We start from the raw sequence: 16,763 nt of genomic DNA, 5'->3' as shown, positions 1-16,763 counted from the left end.
TCGCTGGGCCACGAACGACACTGCGCCAGCAATCGCCGCTTCGAATGTGCGGCGTGCTGGCGCGGTGCGCCACTCGCGATTGCCCGACAGCTCAGCGCGCGGGCATCAGAAGGTGAGCCGGCTCACGATCGATGAAAGGGTGAAGGTGCTGGCCGTCGAGCTGGGCGGCGTGTAGGTCCCGCTCTCATAGCTGCCGTCGGTTGCCGTCCCCGACTCGGTGCCGCCGAAGTAGAGCGAGTAGCTCTTCCCCGTCGCGAGCTTGGGGGTGGAGAGTGCGATCGACTGGAATGCCTTGCTCGGCGCGAAGTCGAGCACCGACTCACCCGTCGACGACTGGATGTGCACCACCGTTCCGGCGGCGCGTGTGGTGCCGAGGGTGAGGAGCACTGCGGCCTGCGTCGACGACGTGCCCGGGGCCTGCGCCATTCCCGAGCTGCCGGCGGCGACCAGGAAGCCACCGGTCATCTGGAAGGAGCCGTCGTAATCCACGGGGGCGTTGTTGTTGCTCGTTGGGCCGTGCACGATGGCGCAGCCGCCGCTCATGACAATCGAACCGTTGGCGTCGATCCCGTCGCCGCTGGCAAAGACGGTGATGCGGCCGCCGTTGATGCGCAGCGTGTAAGCGCTCGCTCCGCCGCCCACACCGCCGGGCTGCGTGTCGCCGGCGCCGGCTAGGTTCACGCCATCGTCACTCGACACCACACGAATGGTCCCGCCGTTGATCACCATGTCGGCGAGCGAGTTCTCCACGCCTTCGTAGCTCCTGGTGACGTTGATGTTGCCGCCGTTGATGGTGAGGTCGAGGTCGGCGTGCACGCCATCGTCGCCCGTGGCAATGGTGACCGACCCACCGTTCACCACCATCGACCTGTTGGTGTGCAAGCCATCGTCAGCTGCATCAATCGTGATCGTTCCGCCATCGATCACGACGAGCGAGTCGCCCTTCACGCCCTTGGCGGAGAGCGAGTCGGCGATGACGACGTTGCTGCCGCCGCCGTTCTTGAAGGTGAAGGTGCCGCCGGTCACGAGCGCGGCCGTCTGCGCCTGGATGCCGTCGCCCGTCGAGGTAACGCCGAAGGTGCCGTTGTTGACGAGAACGTAGCCGAGCGTGGCGTCGTCCTCTTGATCCGACTTGAGGCCATCGCCGCCGGCGGTGAGGGTGAACGTTCCATTGCGCACGATGAGATAGTCCTTGCCGCGAACGGCATCGTCGACCGACGTGACGGTGATCTTCCCGCTGTTGATGACGAGGCCGTCCTTGCCGGTGATCCCGTCGTTGAAGCGCGCATTCACGACGAGGGCGCCATTCCCGCCAATGGAGAGGTTGGCCTTGCTGAAGAGCGCGGCGTTCTGGTCCGCATTGGCCGGGTAGGTGGTGCCGTCGGTGAGCGTGTTCACGCTGTTGTCGGCGAGGATGATGACGGCCTTGGCGGCCTTGGTGACGAAGAGCGGGGCATCGCCACTGTTGCTGATCGCGGCGCCGTCGAGGATGAGGCGCACGACGCCGGTGTCCTTCGAGGTGACGAGGAGTTGTCCGTCGGCGAGCGTCCCGCTCACGCGATATGTCCCTTGCGCCTTCACCGTCACGGTGGTGCCACTGATGGTGACGGCGGTGCTGTTCGTGGTGGCGCTGGTGCCATTCAGCGTGATGGTGGCTTCGTCGGCGCTATTCCATGTGTAGTCAGACGCAAGCTCGTGATGCCCCGCATACGAGGCGAGCGCCCTGGCGACGGTGAACGGGTTGGCATTGACGCCGCTCTCGCTGCAGGAGAGCGCCGACACGGCGACCGACGACGAGGAGTTGTTGGTACCGCTGGAGTCGTCATCGGACCCGGTAACGGCGTCGGAGCCGCCGCAGGCGGCGGCCAGCGCCACGGCCGCCAGGACGGCCGAGTACTTCAAGGTGTGCAGCACGGTGCAATTCACGGTTTGTCTCCCGCGCACGACGTGCGCGTGCTGGTCGTTCGGTGATCAGGTGATGCGTCACCGAGGAGGACACGGCACGCGCAGTGTACCCTGACGGGAGACCGCCGCGAGGCGGCGCGGAACTTACGGCACGTCGCAGCGCGACTGCTTCCAGAGGATTGCGTGTGCGAGGTTGCTGTCGTCGAACGTCGCGCCCACCACGTGGCCGCACCGATTGACGGCATACGCCTCGGTGGATGCGGTTGCGGGGATGCCGGGGAGCGTGAGGATGCGACCGCCGGCCGAGCGCGTCATCGCCAGATGCAACGGCGCCGCCTGCGCGATGCGCCACCCGACGACGCGATTCCGGTCACTGATGCCCGTTGCTGCTCCGGGGCTCCACCCCACGGGCACTCCCTTGCCGGTCCCGGCGCCCCACATCACGGGCGCCGGCGTGGCATTGGTGTACACCGCCACGCCCGCTCCATTGATGCCGCCGGACTTCGGGACGCGACCATCGTACAGCGTCAGCAGCCCGCGCGCGGCGGTGCAATGCTCCTCATTCGTCGTGAAGCGTCCAGTGAGGTCGAGCTTGAACGCGAAATAGTTCCAGCACCCCGAGGTCACGCCGTCGTTGTTGATGTCCCATCCCCACATCACGCGCCGGAAGGGGAGCGTGGGAGGCGTGCCGCCGCCGTTGGGCCACCAGTAGGTCAGGTCGGGAACGTTGGAGCCGTCGCGGTCAAAGTAGCCGACGGTCACGCCACCATTGTTGAGCGCGGAAATGATCGTCGGGCCAACGGCGTGATGGAGCTTCACGCCAGACGCCTTCTTCCACAGGAAGCCGCGGTCGCTCCCCCAAACACCGGGCTGCCACGCAACACCGACGACTTCATCGCGGTCGTTGATGTCCATGGCGATGCTCGAGAGCTCGCACGGAGACCAGACGCCCATCGCCTGCTGCAAATCGGTGTGCAGCGATTGGGCGTCGTAGGCGCGAAAGATCGTCGCGACCGTGACCTGGCAGGCGAATGCTCCGCCCTGCCCGGGAAAGCGTACCTCGACTGGAATGGATGACACCCCCGCCGCCACGCCCGCCGCGTTGATGGCGAACGCCGCAGACCATCGTGCGCCCCGGAGCTGCGGAAGTAGTTGGGGGGTGTAGTGTGGCGCGTCGCGATCGGCGGCCGACGTCGCGGAGGCGACTCCCGATTCGGTGAGTATCGCGCTCGACGTACTGGTGACCGGGTCGCTACAGGCGGTCGCGACCGCCATCGTCAGGAACAAGAATCGTAATGGGCGCATGTCGCCCTCCCTGCCGAGAAACACTCGGCCTTGAAGGTCCCGGGACGAACCACACGGTCGTCACGCGCGGGACATCATACACTGCGCCGTGCGGCTCGTATACGCATCGGCGATATCCCTTCAGTTTGCGCGATGTTCTCCGCTTTCATCGCTGCGTGACCGCGCGAAAGGCTGCACGCGCAGCGCACCTTTCCTGGTAGTGACGACTCGACTGGGGCGTGTCGTCGAGCGAGGGGCGAGCCCCGACGGCGCCCAGTGCATGGGAGGCGCCTAACGTGCGCCGACACCGGTTGTCGCCACCGGCCGATGCGCCACCCACCACACCCCGATCCCGATCACCAGCGTCCCCAACCCGCTGATCGACTCCAGCGGGCGCTCGCGCAACAGCGTCCCGAGCGTCCACAGCGAGAGCGCGATGTAGACAAAGGTCGTGACGGGGAAACCCCACGCCCGATATGGGCGCGGCGCCTGCGGCTGCGTGACGCGGAGCCGCAGCATGCCCAGGATGGTGAGCAACGTGGAGAGGTTGAGCGTGAACCCCGCGTACAGCATCACTTGCTCGAACGAGTTGGTGAGGAGCAGGACGAGGATCAGCACGACCTGCAGGAGGATGGCGTTGCGCGGAACGCCGTTGGCCGCGCGTTTCCCCAACCATCGCCAGCGGGGGAGGTCGGCCATGACGGCGTACGTCACGCGCGACCCGCCAAGCACCAGGGCACTGATGGTCGCGATGAGCACCGTGGCGATGATGGCGCTCATCACGACGGTCCCCGTGCGCCCGAACATCGCGTGCGCCGAGAGCGCCCCGACCTCGACCTTGCCTGCGACGTCGGCGAGGGGGACGGTGCGGAGGAACGACCAGTTGAGGAGGAGATACAGCACGGTGACGATCGCCGTCGCGAGGACGACGGCACGCGGAATGGAGCGCTGCGGCGTGTAGATCTCCCCGGCGATATAGCCGGCGGCGTTCCATCCGGTGAAAGCATACGAGACGTACACGAGCGAGACGGCGAAGGGCGCCGAGAGCATCTCGCGCACTGCCGCCCCCTCGTGCCCCATGGCGAGCGGCGCCGCCGGTTGGTGCCGCAATCCCGCGGTGATGAATGCGCCGATGAGGACGAGCTGCACCACGGTGATCAGGACCTGGAAGCGCTTGGCGGCGTGCAACCCCGCCAGGTGCACGAACGCCACGACGCCCAGCACTACCAGCGAGGCCACGAGCGGCGGGACGGCGACGATCGCCGACAGGTAGCGCCCGAAGGCGATCCCGGCCAGCGCGATGGGAGCGGCAAAGCCAACCGTCATCGACGTCCACCCGCCCAGGAAGCCGGCCATGGGGTGCCACGCGCGCGCGAGGTAGACGTACTCCCCGCCGCAGTGCGGGTACATGGTCCCCAACTCGGCGTAGGCGAGCGCTCCGCACAGCGCGATGATCCCGCCCACGGCCCACAGCGCGAGCAGCGCTGCCCCGGTGTGCAGGGCCTGCGCCTGGAAGCCAAGCGCGGTGAAGACGCCGGTCCCGATCATGTTCCCCACCATCACGGCGGTGGCGGCCCCTACGCCGAAGTGGCGCAGCGAGTCGTCGGGCGTGGCGGCCGGTGCGGAGGTTGCGGCTGGCGAGGAAGGAACCACGGGGCCGGGCGGGCGCGAGGGGCGATACGACGCGGGGTCCGGAACGATCCCGGACCCCGCGTGAACAGCAGCGAAAAAAGCTACCGCGTGAGCAGGATCTCGGTGCGCACGTAGATGAAGCGCCCGTTGAAGCCGAAGGGAGACGCAGCGGGATAGATGAACGTCCCGTTGTTCGTGTTCGCCTCCACCTTCACCTGGTCGGGGAAGGTGTTGAAGATGTTGCGCGACCCGACAGAGACGTTGATGGCGTCGTAGCGGTAGCCGATCTCCGCGTCGAAGAGCTGCTTGGCGCCGAAGGTCTCGAGGCCATCCAGGCTCCCGTCCACGAACTTGCCGTAGTCCTGCACGCGCCCCATCGCATGGAAGCGCCCGAGGTTGTAGTTCGTGGTGAACGACGAACGACGATCAGGGCGCGCCTTCTCGATCGAGTTGACGGTGACCGGGTCGAGTGCGTCGGTGTAGATCGTGTTGGTCCCCTGCAGGATCTTCGGGAGCGGATCGATGCGCGTGACCTTGTTCTTCGTGAAGTTGAAGGAGAGCGCGAAGTCGAGCGTCCCGCTCCCGACCACCGTGCGATAGTTCGCCGCCACGTCCACGCCGTCGGTCTTGGTGTCGAGTGCGTTGGTCGGGAACTGCACGCCGGCAATCGTCGTCAGGCCGGAGTCGGCAAGGATCCTGGCCACGACGGGATCCGAGGTGCCGTCGTACGTGGCGCCCAGGAGGATGCGGTCGGCAATGCTGATGTGGTACAGGTCGACGGTGACGTTGAAGGCGTTGGTCGGCGACCACGCGATGCCGGTACTGAGGTTGATCGACGTCTCGGGTGTGAGCGGCTTGGCGCCGAAGACACGCGACGCCTTGTTTGTCACCGGGAAGTTGCCGATCTCGATGAGGACGCCGTTCTGGATGGCGGTCGTGGTGTGCGAGTACCAGCTCTGCGCGAGCCCCGGCGCGCGGAAGCCGGTGCTGGCGGCGGCGCGCCAGACGAATTCCTTTCGCGGCTGGTAGCGCAGCGCAAACTTCCCCGTCGCCTTGGATCCGAAGTCGCTGTAGTTCTCGTAACGGCCGGCGGCGTTGACGAGGACGTTCCGCGTCAGGTTCGTTTCGAGGTCGGCGTACAGCCCCACGTTGTTGCGGCTGTTCTTGCTCGCATCGCTCGGCCCGAAGCCCTGAAAGACCGACGAGCCGGCCTGGGCGATGTCCGATGAGTCGCTCGTGAGGTGATAGCCGTTGATCCACGAGGCTGTCTCACCGGCCACGACTTCATAGCTCTCCGAGCGGAACGCCCCTCCGATCGCGACGTTGACCGGGTTGGGGAACCCCATCTCGATCGACTTGGAGAGGCTGAGGTTGGTGTTGAACTCGCCGCGTCGCAACGCGCCGGCGTAGAACGACGTCTGGTTCGGGATCCCCGGATCGTCGGCGGTGCCGAGTCGTCCATCCTTGCCAGGCGCCGTCGCAGTGGAGAGCGATGGGCCGAGCGAGGAGTTGAGCGTGTTGCGCAGGTTGAAGTCGAAGCCGTTGTAGCCGTAGTTCATCCCGAGGTCGGTGGCCCAACCACCGAGTGCGCCGCGAACGCCGGCGGCCGCCGAGTAGTCGGTCACGGCGGGGCGGAACTCGGGGAGGAAGCCCATGGGATAGATCTCGGGCCAGTTGCGCCCGTTTTGCGGTTTTCGGAAGAAGCCGTTGCCCGTGCCGTCGCGATCGGAGATGCCGCCAAAGGCGTAGAACTCGGTGGTGCCGCTGGCGTTGAGCGGGAGGCGCAGGTTGGCGAAGGTGTGGATGTCGCGCTCGAGGCCGAGCCCCCAGTTCACGTTAGGCTGGGCCACGGCGGCGCGCTTCTGCACCACGCGACAGTCCTGCACCAGGTCGCTGTTCCCGTTGAGGTCGGGGAACGACCCATCGGGGCAGGCGCGGTTGGCCTTGTCGCGCTTCATGTACTGCCCAAAGAGCGACAGCGAACCACGTCCCAGCTTGAAACCCACACCGCCGTTCACGTCGGAGGTGAAACCGTCGTTGGGATAGGGATCGCCGGGGCGGTTCTGCCCGAACGACGTGTTGATGAAGGGGGAGAACTGCCCTTCCCTGAGGACGAGGTTGACGACGCCGGCGATGGCGTCGGAACCGTACTGCGTCGAGGCGCCGTCGCGCAGCACCTCGATACGCTCGATGGCGCTGGACGGGAAGGCATTGAGGTCGACGCCGCTCGAGCCCGGCGCGGAACCGTTGGAGAAGACGTTGAGGAGCGCCGTCTGGTGGCGGCGCATCCCGTTGATCATCACCAGCGAATGGTCGGGCGAGAGGCCACGCAGCGTGAAGGGGCGCACCACTTCGGTGGCATCTGTCACCGGTTGCGTGGGGAAGTTCACCGAGGGCGACAGGTTGGCGAGGATCTGCGTCGTCTCGGTGGAGCCGGTGCGCTTGAGTTCCTCCACCGTGTAGACGTCGACCGGCACGGCCAGCTCCTCGGCGGCGGTGTGCTTGGCGCGCGAGCCGACGAGTGTCTGGACCGGCGCAAGCTGGTACGCCGAGCGGGTGAGGATGACGTCGATCTCGGTGACCTGCGAGGCGGCGACGTTGACGGCGATGGACTCGGGAGAGAAGCCGAGCGCGCGCACGCGCATGGTGCGCCGACCGGCGGGGACGCCGCCTAACGCGTAGCGGCCGCGGGCCGTTGATGTGCCGCGGGCCCCGCTGCCATCGACCGTGAACATCGCGCCGACGATCACCGCACCGGTGCTATCGGTGACCCTGCCCTGGATCGTTCCTGTCTGTGCGGCAACCGGCGTCGATGACGCGGCGGCGACCAACAGCATTGCTCCCACGGTCCCCGCTACGCGAATGAGCGTTCCTCGCATTACGTCCCCCACGGTGTCTGGTGATTCGAAACAGGACACAGCGCGACACATCCGGGCACGGCCAGAACTTGCAGACGTCCGGGCATTCGCAACAGGTGCACTCCGCGTCCGGTCTCTGGTCTGACCGTTGGGTATCGGCGCGCGTGGATGCGCGTCATCTTTGTACCGTCTTGCTGCGACCGCTTGTGTGCGCCGACGCCCGGCGCCAATGTCCCTCCGGCTGCGCTTACCTTGGGGGGACCGACGGAAGCCGCTCCGTTTCCCGCCCACGCATGCGCCTGCACCTCGTCGACGGCACCTTCGAACTGTTCCGCGCCCATTTTGGCGCCCCGTCGGTACTTGCACCTGACGGTCGCGAAGTCGGCGCCACGCGCGCCCTCCTGCGCTCCCTCCTCGTCCTCCTCCGGGAGCCCGGGGTCACGCACGTGGGCGTGGCCTTCGACCACGTCATCGAGTCGTTCCGCAACCGACTCTTCCCGGACTACAAGACGGGAGAGGGGCTCCCACCCGAGCTGCTGGCGCAGTTCCCGCTCGCCGAGTCGGCCACGCGCGCCCTTGGGCTCGTCACCTGGCCCATGGTGGAATTCGAGGCCGATGATGCGATTGCCACCGCGGCGGCCCGCTGGAGCGAAGCGCCGGGCGTGGAGCAGGTCGTGATCTGCTCCCCCGACAAGGACCTCATGCAGTGCGTGCACGGTGCGCGCGTGGTGGCGCTCGACCGCATCCGGCGCAAGGTCACGGATGAGGCCGGGGTCGTGGAGAAGTTCGGCATCCCGCCATCGTCGATCCCTGACTTCCTCGCCCTGGTGGGCGACAGCGCCGACGGCATCCCCGGTATTCCGCGGTGGGGGGCGAAATCGGCGGCGGTCGTGCTCGCGCACTACCGAACCCTGGACGACATCCCGGACGCCGAGGGGGCGTGGGGAGTGACGGTTAGGGGAGCGGCCGCGCTCGCCGAGCAGCTTCGCACGCATCGCACGGAGGCGAGGCTCTATCGCACGCTGGCCACGCTTCGCACCGACGTCCCGCTCGCTGAGTCGCTCGACGACCTGCGGTGGCGCGGCGCCGACCGCGCGGCGCTCACCGCCTTCTGCGCCGCCATTGGCGACGAGCGCTTCCTGGAGCGCGTTCCGCTGTTTCGTTAGGCGTCGCCCTGGTTGCGCATGAAGTCGGCCAGGTGGCGGATCTTGCCGCGCAGGAACTCACGCAGCTCGTCGGGCATGGGGTGCTCGTCGAGCGCCGTCTCCATGCACCAGAGCCATTCGTCACGCTCGCGCTCGCCAATCGCGAACGGCATGTGCCGAATGCGCAGGCGCGGATGGCCGAACTGTTCCTCGTATAGCGGCGGCCCGCCGGTCCATCCCGTGAGGTACATGAAGAGCTTCTCGCGCGAGCGCTTGAGGCTCGCCGCGTGGAGCGCGCGCACGTTCGCCGCCTCGGGCGACGAATCCATGAGGTCGTAGAAGCGATCGACCAGGCGACGGATCCCTTCCTCCCCCCCCAGTTGCTCGTACGGGAAAACCGGCGGTGTCGTCATGCGACGAATGTTAGCGTCTGTCGCCGCCGCGCGGTGCCTGACGCGCCAGCCACCAGGGGCGCGCGGTGCCTAACGCGCACCGCGCGCCCTGGGCGCTGGTCGCCTGGAACGAGGAGGGGCCTGGGGCGGATCAGGGCGGGGTGTAACTCCCCGTCTTGAACGCACCGAGGATGGTGGTGCCGTCGAGGATGGGTTGCGACAGGCCACTCCCCAGCGACCAGCCGAAGCCGTACACCGACCACGAGATCAGGACGTTGTTCTGCAGCCCCCACGCAGACTGCCACCCCGGGACGATGGAGAAGTCGGGCATGTTGTTCCCGAACGACGCCCCGTTCACGAGGTTCTGGTAGGCACCACTCACCACCACTTCGACGTTGCGATTGGCACCGCCCGAACTCTGTGCGTAGCCCAGGACCCAAAGGGAGTTGTACTGCGCCTGGATGGGGAACGCGGTCCGCACGCGGATCACGCCTCCCTGCAAGCCGAAGGTGGAGACGGTCGGCGCGTTGAGGTCCGGGCCTAACGCCAGCGTGGGGTTCGCCGCGCTCGACGTCAGGTGCGTCACGACACGCCCCATGGTCATGACGCTGCTGGCCACGATCCCCGCCATGGCGGTGAAGGTGTGCAGGTCACCGGTCACGAGTGACGCGGCGGGGACGACGTTCACCTGCGGCGTGGTCGAGGCGCCGGGAAGCGCCATGCCGACTGTCGCGCTCGTCCCGTTCGCGGTCCTGAGGGCGGCGAAGGCGGTGACCGACTCGCCACCGGCCACCCCCTGCACGTTCACGGTGCGCGGCACGGTGGTGATAGCCGAAGCGCCGGCAAAGTTCAGCGTTCCCAACGATGAGTTGTTGGCCGGGTTGAGTCCGCGCTGGATGATGATACGGTCGGCCTGCATCCCCGGCAGTTGCAAGCGGGCGGCGACCAGGTCGTGCACTCCGTCGGGAATGTTGGACAGCGTGAAATTCGGGGCGAACGAGGTGAGCGATGCCGCGCTCTGCCCCCCGAAGCTGACCGTGGCGGCGTCCGTGATCGCGAGCCCCGCCACCGATCCGGTCACCGTCTTCCCGCTGGGCGACACGCACTGAGTCGCTGCGCGCTCCGCAAGCTCGGACTGCGTGCCATAGAAGATGTGCAGGGTCGTCGTGGTCGCGTCGTCCTGCGTCACCCACGCCACACCAGCGCTGTTCCCGACGGTGATCGAGTACGCGTTGGGTGACGACGGGAGGATCTGCTGCCATGTGGAACCCGTCTGCGCCGCGAACCAGAGCGGCGTGTTGCTCGCGCTGCCGCAGAACTGGAACGTGGCGTTCCCGGTCTGGCCGCCCGGCGTGATGGTGAGCGTGAGCTGCGCCGAGACCGTGGCGATCCCCGCCCCCGAGGCGGTGACGGTCACGACCGAACTTCCCGGCGTTGCGCCTGCCGGCACACTGAACGTGAGCGTGGCGCCGTTTCCCCCAGTGGGATTGACGCCGAAATCGGCGGTGACGCCGTTCGGGAGCCCGCTCACGGCGAAGGTGACCGCCCCCGCGAAGTTGCTGCGCACGATGCTCACGCTCGTGGCGTCGGTTCCACCCTGCGCGATGGAGAGCGTGGTGCGGCTCAGCGTGATGGACGAGATGGACGCCACCGGGTTCACGACGAGCGTGATTGCCACGGTGGCATCGGTGATCCCTGTCCCCGACCCCTTGAGCGTGATGGGATAGGTCGCGGCCACCGTCTGTGCCGTGGTGGAGAAGGTCGCCGTGATGGAGTTGCCGGAGGTGGGCGACGGAGCAAAGGTCGCCGACACGCCGTTGGGGAGCGTCCCCGCAACGGCGAGCGTGACGTCACCCAGGTACTCGGTGCGATTGATGATGATGGTCGCCGAGACGTTGGCCCCTCCCGCCGAGGTGGTGAGGGTGGTCGAACCCGACACTGCGAGGGCGATGCTCGCCGGGCGCGCGACGACAGCGAGCGTGTAGGTGGCCGTTGCGTTGGAGACGCCACTCCCCGAGGCGGTGACGGTGAGCGGGTAGTTCCCCTGAGGCGTGTTGAGGCTGACGGCGACGGCAACGGCGAAGGTGTCGGCCGACTGCGTGACGGTCGTCGTGACGCCGGTTGGGGCGCCGGTGACGGCGACGGCAACACTACCCGTGAAGTTGGTGCGCGCGATGGTCGCCTTGAACGAGCCGCTCCCGCCCTGTGCAATGGAAGCCGTGGCCGGAGCAAGCGCCACGGTGATGACCGGCTTGGCGGTCACGCTGAGCGATGCGGTGAAGGTCTGGTCGCTCAGCCCGGTCGCCTTGGCGCGGATGGTGAAGTTGTAGCTGCCGGGGGCGACCGACGTCGCAACGCTCACGGCGAGCGAGCCGGTCGTCGTGCCGCTGCCAATGCTCGATGGTGTCAGCGTAGCCGTGACGCCGCTGGGGAGCCCCTCGGCGCTCACGTCGACAGCGCCGGTGAAGCCGCCGGTACGCGTGACCGTTGCCGTGATGCTCCCCGATGCCCCCTGTTCGATGGAGAGCGAGTTGGCCGAGAGCGCGACGGCGAAGCCCTGGGGGGTGGGTGGCGGTGAGGTCGAGCCACCGTCGCCGCCGCAGGCAGCGACGATCGCGAGGCAGAGCGGGGCGATCGCACAACGAAGGCGCGCGAGCGCTCGACGCGCTGGGAGGGTGTGGCCGGACATGTGGCGAGGCGGTGGGAGTGGGGGGAGCCGCGAGTCGCTCCCCACTCTGAAAAATCCGCGCCAGCAAATCGGTGCGCATGCGCCGCCGCCCCTGTGCCCCCTCAGGCGACCTCAGCTTCGCGTTGGCACATTGTCGCGCTGCAACTGGCCGCAGCGAGACGCCGGCGCACGGGCATCCCGGGGCGCGACGAGCGGTCGTTGGCCAGTACGAGAGGCTCGCGCACGCCGCCAGCTGGCGTGCATATTGGCGCTCCACGCCGGCCTGCCTGTGCGACCGCGCCCTCGCCTTGGGAGGCGCCCCCCGGACAGCCGTCGCGTGCAACGGTGCGAGGTGAGGCGTATGCGGACATCAGGTGTCGCAACGGCGAGCGGAGAGACAACGGCGCGGATGGAAGCGGCACGTACGGCGGTCCGGGCGGCGTGGAGGGGATGGACGGCGGCGGGGCGCTTCGTTGCAGCCGTCGCCGCGATCACGGTTGCCGTAACCACGCTCGCCAGTTCGCTGGCAGCACAGGCCGTGTCGCCACCGTCGCCGTCGGCGCAGCCTAACGGGCCGCGTCGCGTGCGATTGGTCCTCTCGGGCGGCGCCTCGGTCCCGACGGGCGGTTTCTCCACCTATCACGACCTGGGGGTACAGGCGAGCGGCTCGGTCATCGTCGCCGTCCTTCACCAGAAGCTCCGCTTGCGCCCGGAGCTGGCCTACATGCGCTTTAGCGTGATCGAGGAGAAGGTGCGCGCACTGGCGGCATCGCTGGCGCGGCAGCCGGTGGCGTATGCGTCGGTGCAGCCGGGAGCAGCGCGCGGCGCTACCCGCCAGCTGCAGGCGCAGGCGCTGGCCGCCCCCAAGCTCCCCGACCTCAACAAGCTGGGCGACGGGGCGATCTCCTCATTGCTGGGGACCTTTGCCAACCTCGAACTCCCCCTCGGCCCGCGCGGGTTCCAGCCGTATCTCATTGGCGGGATTGGCGCCGTCTCGTTCCGCACCGACGTGACCACCGTGGGCGAGGCGCTGGACGGCGTGGAGTGGGCGTACAACGCGGGCGCGGGGATTCGCTTCAAGCTCGGCCCGTTAGGCGGCGGGCTCGAGGCCCGGCTGCGCCAGATCCCGGTCGATGGCAGCAAGACGTTCTTCAAGAGCGTGTCGGCAATCCCGGTCTCGTTCTCGCTCGTCTTCTAGCGCGCGGCACACCCCGCCCGCCCCCTCGACAACACCAGGGCGGCGGCGGAGTTTGGCGAGGGGCGCGGCCACCAGGTCGCGCCCCTCCTGCCTCTTGCCTCCTCCGTCATCATGCATCGCCTGACCTCGAGGATCCGCGCCGTCGCGGCGATCGGCGGCCTGGTCCTGGCTCACCGCCCCATGCACGCGCAGCAGCCAGCGCGCGCCGACATCATCCTCGTGAACGGGACGGTGCTCACCGTCGACGCCAACGATCGCGTGGCGCAGGCGGTCGCCATTCGCGGCAGCCGGATCGTGGCGGTGGGGAGCAACGCGGAGGTGGAGATCCTGGCGGGGCCCGCGACCGAGCGCATCGACCTGCGCGGGCGCACCGTGACGCCGGGGCTCCTGGACGCGCATGCGCACTTCAGCGGCGGCTACGCCGAGCGGCTCGATCTCTCCTATCCCGGTGCGAAGTCCATCGCCGAGGTCGTGGCCAGGGTGGGGGCCCAGGTGGCGAAGGCGGGGCGCAACGGCTGGGTGGAAGGGCATGGGTGGGACGAGGGGAAGCTCGTCGAGCATCGCTACGTGACGGCGCGCGACCTGGATGCGGTCTCGCCGGACAACCCGGTCTACCTCACGCAGACGACCGGTCACTACGGCGTGGCCAACAGCGTCGCGTTGCGGCTGGCGGGAATCACGAAGGCCACCGCCGACCCGCCTAACGGGACTATCGACCGCTTCCCGGACGGGACGCCGACGGGGGTCCTCAAGGAGTCGGCGCAGGGACTGGTGCGGCGCCTCATCCCGCCGCGCACGGCGGCCCAGCTCGACCAGAGCCTGCGCGACCTGGCCAAGGGATTCAACGCCGAGGGGATGACCGGGGCGAAGGACCCCGGGATCTCCGCGGCAACGTGGGAGGCTTACCGCCGGGTGCAACGCGCAGGCGACCTCCCGGTCCGCATCTTCGCCCTCTGGCAGGGGGGGCGCTCGGTGGAGGGGGCGCGGCGACTGATCGCCGAGCGCGCGGCCATGACACGCCCCTACGAAACGACCGGCGACGACCAGGTCATCGCCGGCGGGGTAAAGCTCTACATCGACGGGAGTGGCGGGGCGCGGACGGCGTGGCTGTACGACGACTGGAACAAGGGGTACACCGACACCGACACGGGGAACCGCGGCTACCCGGCGAGCAATCCCGACACCGTGCGCCTCCTGATCAGGATGTATCACGACGCCGGCTTCCACGTGAGCGTCCACTCCATCGGCGATCGCGGCATCGATTGGACGATGGACTCGTTCGTCGAGGCGCTCAAGGCGAAGCCGACCACGGGGCTGCGGCACGGGATCATCCATGCGAACATCCCGAGCGATCATGCCATCGCGCTGATGGCACAGCTGCAACGCGACTACGACGCCGGCTTTCCGGAACCGTCGGCGACCTTTGCCTGGTGGCTGGGCGACACCTACGCGGCCAACTTCGGCACCGCGAGATCGCGGCGACTCAACCCGTTCGCCACGTTCAACGCCCGGGGGATTCGCTGGGCCAACGGCTCGGACTTCGGTGTGACGCCGTACGCCGCGCGGTACGGCATCTGGAGCTCGGTGGCGCGCCAGACGTTGTTAGGCAGCTGGGGCGACCCGTTCGGGCGCGCCGAGTCGGTGGATGTGCGCACGGCGCTGCGTTCGGTCACCATCTGGGCCGCTCGGCAGATGTTCCTCGAGCAAAAGATCGGTTCGGTGGAGGTGGGGAAGTACGCCGACCTCGCCGTGTGGGATCGCAACCCCTACGCCGTGCCCGTCGCCGACCTCAAGGAGATGCGCTGCCTGCTGACGATGTTCAACGGGCGAGTGGTGTATCGCTCGGCAGGGAGCGACTTGTAATGGAAGGGATGGCGAACGGGGTGTATCACGTGCATCGACCGGTGCCGTGACGCACTGGACGCCCCCCGGATCGAGTGTAGCGTACCTGAGGTAGCCACCAGCCGACCTGGAGCGCGCACGTGCTGTCGTACGTCCACGGGACATCAACCACACCGCTCCTCGGCGAGACGATCGGCGCCGCGCTCAGGCGTGCGGTGGAGCGGTTCGGCGATCGCGAGGCGCTGGTGGTGCGCGGGCAATGGTATCGCGCCACGTATCGCCAGCTCTGGGATGCAACGACGGCGCTGGCGCGCTCGCTGATGGCGGCGGGGATCCAGCAGGGCGACCGCGTGGGGATCTGGTCGCCGAACCGCTGGGAGTGGATCGTGGTCCAGTTCGCCACGGCGCGCGTGGGCGCGATCCTCGTGAACATCAATCCGGCGTACAAGACGGCGGAGCTGGAGTACGCGCTCACGCAGTCGGGGACCAAGCTCCTCTTCCTGGCGCGTCACTTTCGCACCTCGCACTACGCCGAGATGGTCGATGCGGTGCAGCCCAACTGTCCGCAGATGCAGCAGCGCGTGATCCTGGATGGGGAGTGGGACGCCTTCCTCGAGCACGGCGTCGACGTGAGCGAGGCGGCGCTGGCCGAGCGCGAGGATTCGCTCCAGTTCGACGATCCCATCAACATCCAGTACACCTCGGGGACGACGGGCTTTCCCAAGGGGGCCACGCTCTCGCACCACAACATCCTCAACAACGGCTACTTCGTCGGGCAGGCGCTGCACTACACGCACGAGGATCGCATCTGCATCCCCGTCCCGTTCTATCACTGCTTCGGGATGGTGATGGCCAACCTGGCGGCCATCACGCACGGGGCGTGCATGGTGGTGCCGGGTGAAGCGTTCGACCCGACGCTGGCGCTGGAGACGGTGCAGGAGGAGCGCTGCACGTCGCTCTATGGCGTGCCCAGCATGTTCATCGCCGAGCTGGCGCTTCCCGACTTCGTCACGTTCGACCTCTCGTCGTTGCGCACGGGGATCATGGCGGGGTCGCCGTGCCCGGTGGAGGTGATGAAGCGCGTGGAGTCCGAGATGCACATGACGGAGGTGACGATCTGCTACGGGATGACGGAGACCTCACCCGTGTCGACGCAGAGCGCGACCGACGATCCGCTGGAGAAGCGCGTGAGCACCGTGGGGCGCGTGCATCCGCACGTGGAGGTGAAAGTCGTCGATCCGGAGACCGGGCGCGCGGTGCCGCGCGGGACCAAGGGTGAGCTGTGCACGCGCGGCTACTCGGTGATGATCGGCTACTGGAACGACGCGCATGCCACGCACGCGGCGATCGACACGGGCGGCTGGATGCACACCGGCGACCTGGCGACGATGGACGACGATGGCTACGTGAACATCGTGGGGCGCATCAAGGACATGATCATTCGCGGCGGCGAGAACATCTATCCGCGCGAGATCGAGGAATTCCTGTACACGCATCCGCTGGTGCAGGACGCGCAGGTGATCGGCGTCCCCAGCGAGCGCTACGGCGAGGAGGTGATGGCGTGGATCATCGCCAAGGCCGGGGCGACGCCAACGGCAGACGACATCACGAACTTCTGCAAGGGACAGATTTCGTCGTACAAGGTTCCCCGCTACATCAAGTTTGTCGACGCCTACCCGATGACCGTGTCGGGCAAGGTGCAGAAGTACAAGATGCGCGAGGTGGCGGTGGCGGAGCTGGGGCTGGACGCCGCAGCAAACGTGGCGACGGCATGATGGTCACGCGCTCGGTCGCGAAGGGCAAATGACGTGGACCCCAGCTTTCGCTGGGGAACACCTC

General features: G+C 67.8%; 10 protein-coding genes. 4 read left to right on the top strand and 6 right to left on the bottom strand.

From position 1 onward, the window contains the following. Nucleotides 1–105: 105 nt before the first annotated feature. The 4 genes from IT359_08630 to IT359_08615 form a co-directional block, all read right to left on the bottom strand. On the bottom strand, nt 106–1,914 hold the full coding sequence (locus tag IT359_08630; protein MCC6929038.1) for a carbohydrate-binding domain-containing protein: 1,809 nt from the start codon (nt 1,912–1,914) through the stop codon (nt 106–108). 135 nt (nt 1,915–2,049) lie between these two features. After that, nucleotides 2,050–3,210 (bottom strand): hypothetical protein, encoded by a 1,161-nt coding sequence (locus tag IT359_08625; GenBank protein ID MCC6929037.1) that lies wholly within the window; start codon nt 3,208–3,210, stop codon nt 2,050–2,052. 270 nt (nt 3,211–3,480) lie between these two features. Further along, a complete protein-coding gene (locus IT359_08620) occupies nt 3,481–4,842 on the bottom strand; it encodes an amino acid permease (protein MCC6929036.1) in 1,362 nt (453 codons plus the stop codon). A gap of 80 nt (nt 4,843–4,922) precedes the next feature. Next, nucleotides 4,923–7,700 (bottom strand): TonB-dependent receptor, encoded by a 2,778-nt coding sequence (locus IT359_08615; protein ID MCC6929035.1) that lies wholly within the window; start codon nt 7,698–7,700, stop codon nt 4,923–4,925. Between the two features lie 272 nt (nt 7,701–7,972). On the opposite strand from IT359_08615, the gene IT359_08610 reads away from it, so the two are divergent. Continuing rightward, nucleotides 7,973–8,845 carry a hypothetical protein gene (locus IT359_08610; protein MCC6929034.1) on the top strand — a complete coding sequence of 291 codons (873 nt, stop codon included), beginning with the start codon at nt 7,973–7,975 and terminating at the stop codon, nt 8,843–8,845. Here the strand turns inward: IT359_08610 and IT359_08605 are convergent. Together IT359_08605 and IT359_08600 are read right to left on the bottom strand one after the other, a co-directional pair. Then, nucleotides 8,842–9,237 (bottom strand): group II truncated hemoglobin, encoded by a 396-nt coding sequence (locus IT359_08605; GenBank protein ID MCC6929033.1) that lies wholly within the window; start codon nt 9,235–9,237, stop codon nt 8,842–8,844. The two genes, IT359_08610 and IT359_08605, sit on opposite strands and share 4 nt — an antisense overlap. A gap of 130 nt (nt 9,238–9,367) precedes the next feature. After that, complete coding sequence (locus tag IT359_08600; GenBank protein MCC6929032.1) at nt 9,368–11,905, bottom strand: hypothetical protein; 2,538 nt, start codon at nt 11,903–11,905, stop codon at nt 9,368–9,370. Nucleotides 11,906–12,293: 388 nt separating this feature from the next. On the opposite strand from IT359_08600, the gene IT359_08595 reads away from it, so the two are divergent. The 3 genes from IT359_08595 to IT359_08585 all read left to right on the top strand — a co-directional run bounded on the left by IT359_08595 (nt 12,294) and on the right by IT359_08585 (nt 16,699). Continuing rightward, a complete protein-coding gene (locus IT359_08595) occupies nt 12,294–13,082 on the top strand; it encodes a hypothetical protein (GenBank protein MCC6929031.1) in 789 nt (262 codons plus the stop codon). 180 nt (nt 13,083–13,262) lie between these two features. Then, the gene (locus tag IT359_08590) at nt 13,263–14,945 is read left to right on the top strand and encodes an amidohydrolase (protein ID MCC6929030.1); all 1,683 of its coding nucleotides are present in this window, start codon (nt 13,263–13,265) and stop codon (nt 14,943–14,945) included. A gap of 119 nt (nt 14,946–15,064) precedes the next feature. Further along, the gene (locus tag IT359_08585; GenBank protein ID MCC6929029.1) at nt 15,065–16,699 is read left to right on the top strand and encodes an AMP-binding protein; all 1,635 of its coding nucleotides are present in this window, start codon (nt 15,065–15,067) and stop codon (nt 16,697–16,699) included. Nucleotides 16,700–16,763: the final 64 nt, after the last annotated feature.

This window comes from Gemmatimonadaceae bacterium (assembly GCA_020852815.1).
Lineage (GTDB): Bacteria > Gemmatimonadota > Gemmatimonadetes > Gemmatimonadales > Gemmatimonadaceae > SCN-70-22.
The sequence above is the reverse complement of the archived record's forward strand: the minus strand, read 5'-3'. Positions and strand labels throughout refer to the sequence as shown.

Excerpts from the sequence above, each read along its gene's own strand:
- IT359_08625 (MCC6929037.1), bottom strand. The coding sequence starts at position 3,210 with ATGCGCCCATTACGATTCTTGTTCCTGACGATGGCGGTCGCGACCGCC.
- IT359_08615 (MCC6929035.1), bottom strand. The coding sequence starts at position 7,700 with ATGCGAGGAACGCTCATTCGCGTAGCGGGGACCGTGGGAGCAATGCTG.
- IT359_08610 (MCC6929034.1), top strand. The coding sequence starts at position 7,973 with ATGCGCCTGCACCTCGTCGACGGCACCTTCGAACTGTTCCGCGCCCAT.
- IT359_08605 (MCC6929033.1), bottom strand. The coding sequence starts at position 9,237 with ATGACGACACCGCCGGTTTTCCCGTACGAGCAACTGGGGGGGGAGGAA.
- IT359_08600 (MCC6929032.1), bottom strand. The coding sequence starts at position 11,905 with ATGTCCGGCCACACCCTCCCAGCGCGTCGAGCGCTCGCGCGCCTTCGT.
- IT359_08595 (MCC6929031.1), top strand. The coding sequence starts at position 12,294 with ATGGAAGCGGCACGTACGGCGGTCCGGGCGGCGTGGAGGGGATGGACG.
- IT359_08590 (MCC6929030.1), top strand. The coding sequence starts at position 13,263 with ATGCACGCGCAGCAGCCAGCGCGCGCCGACATCATCCTCGTGAACGGG.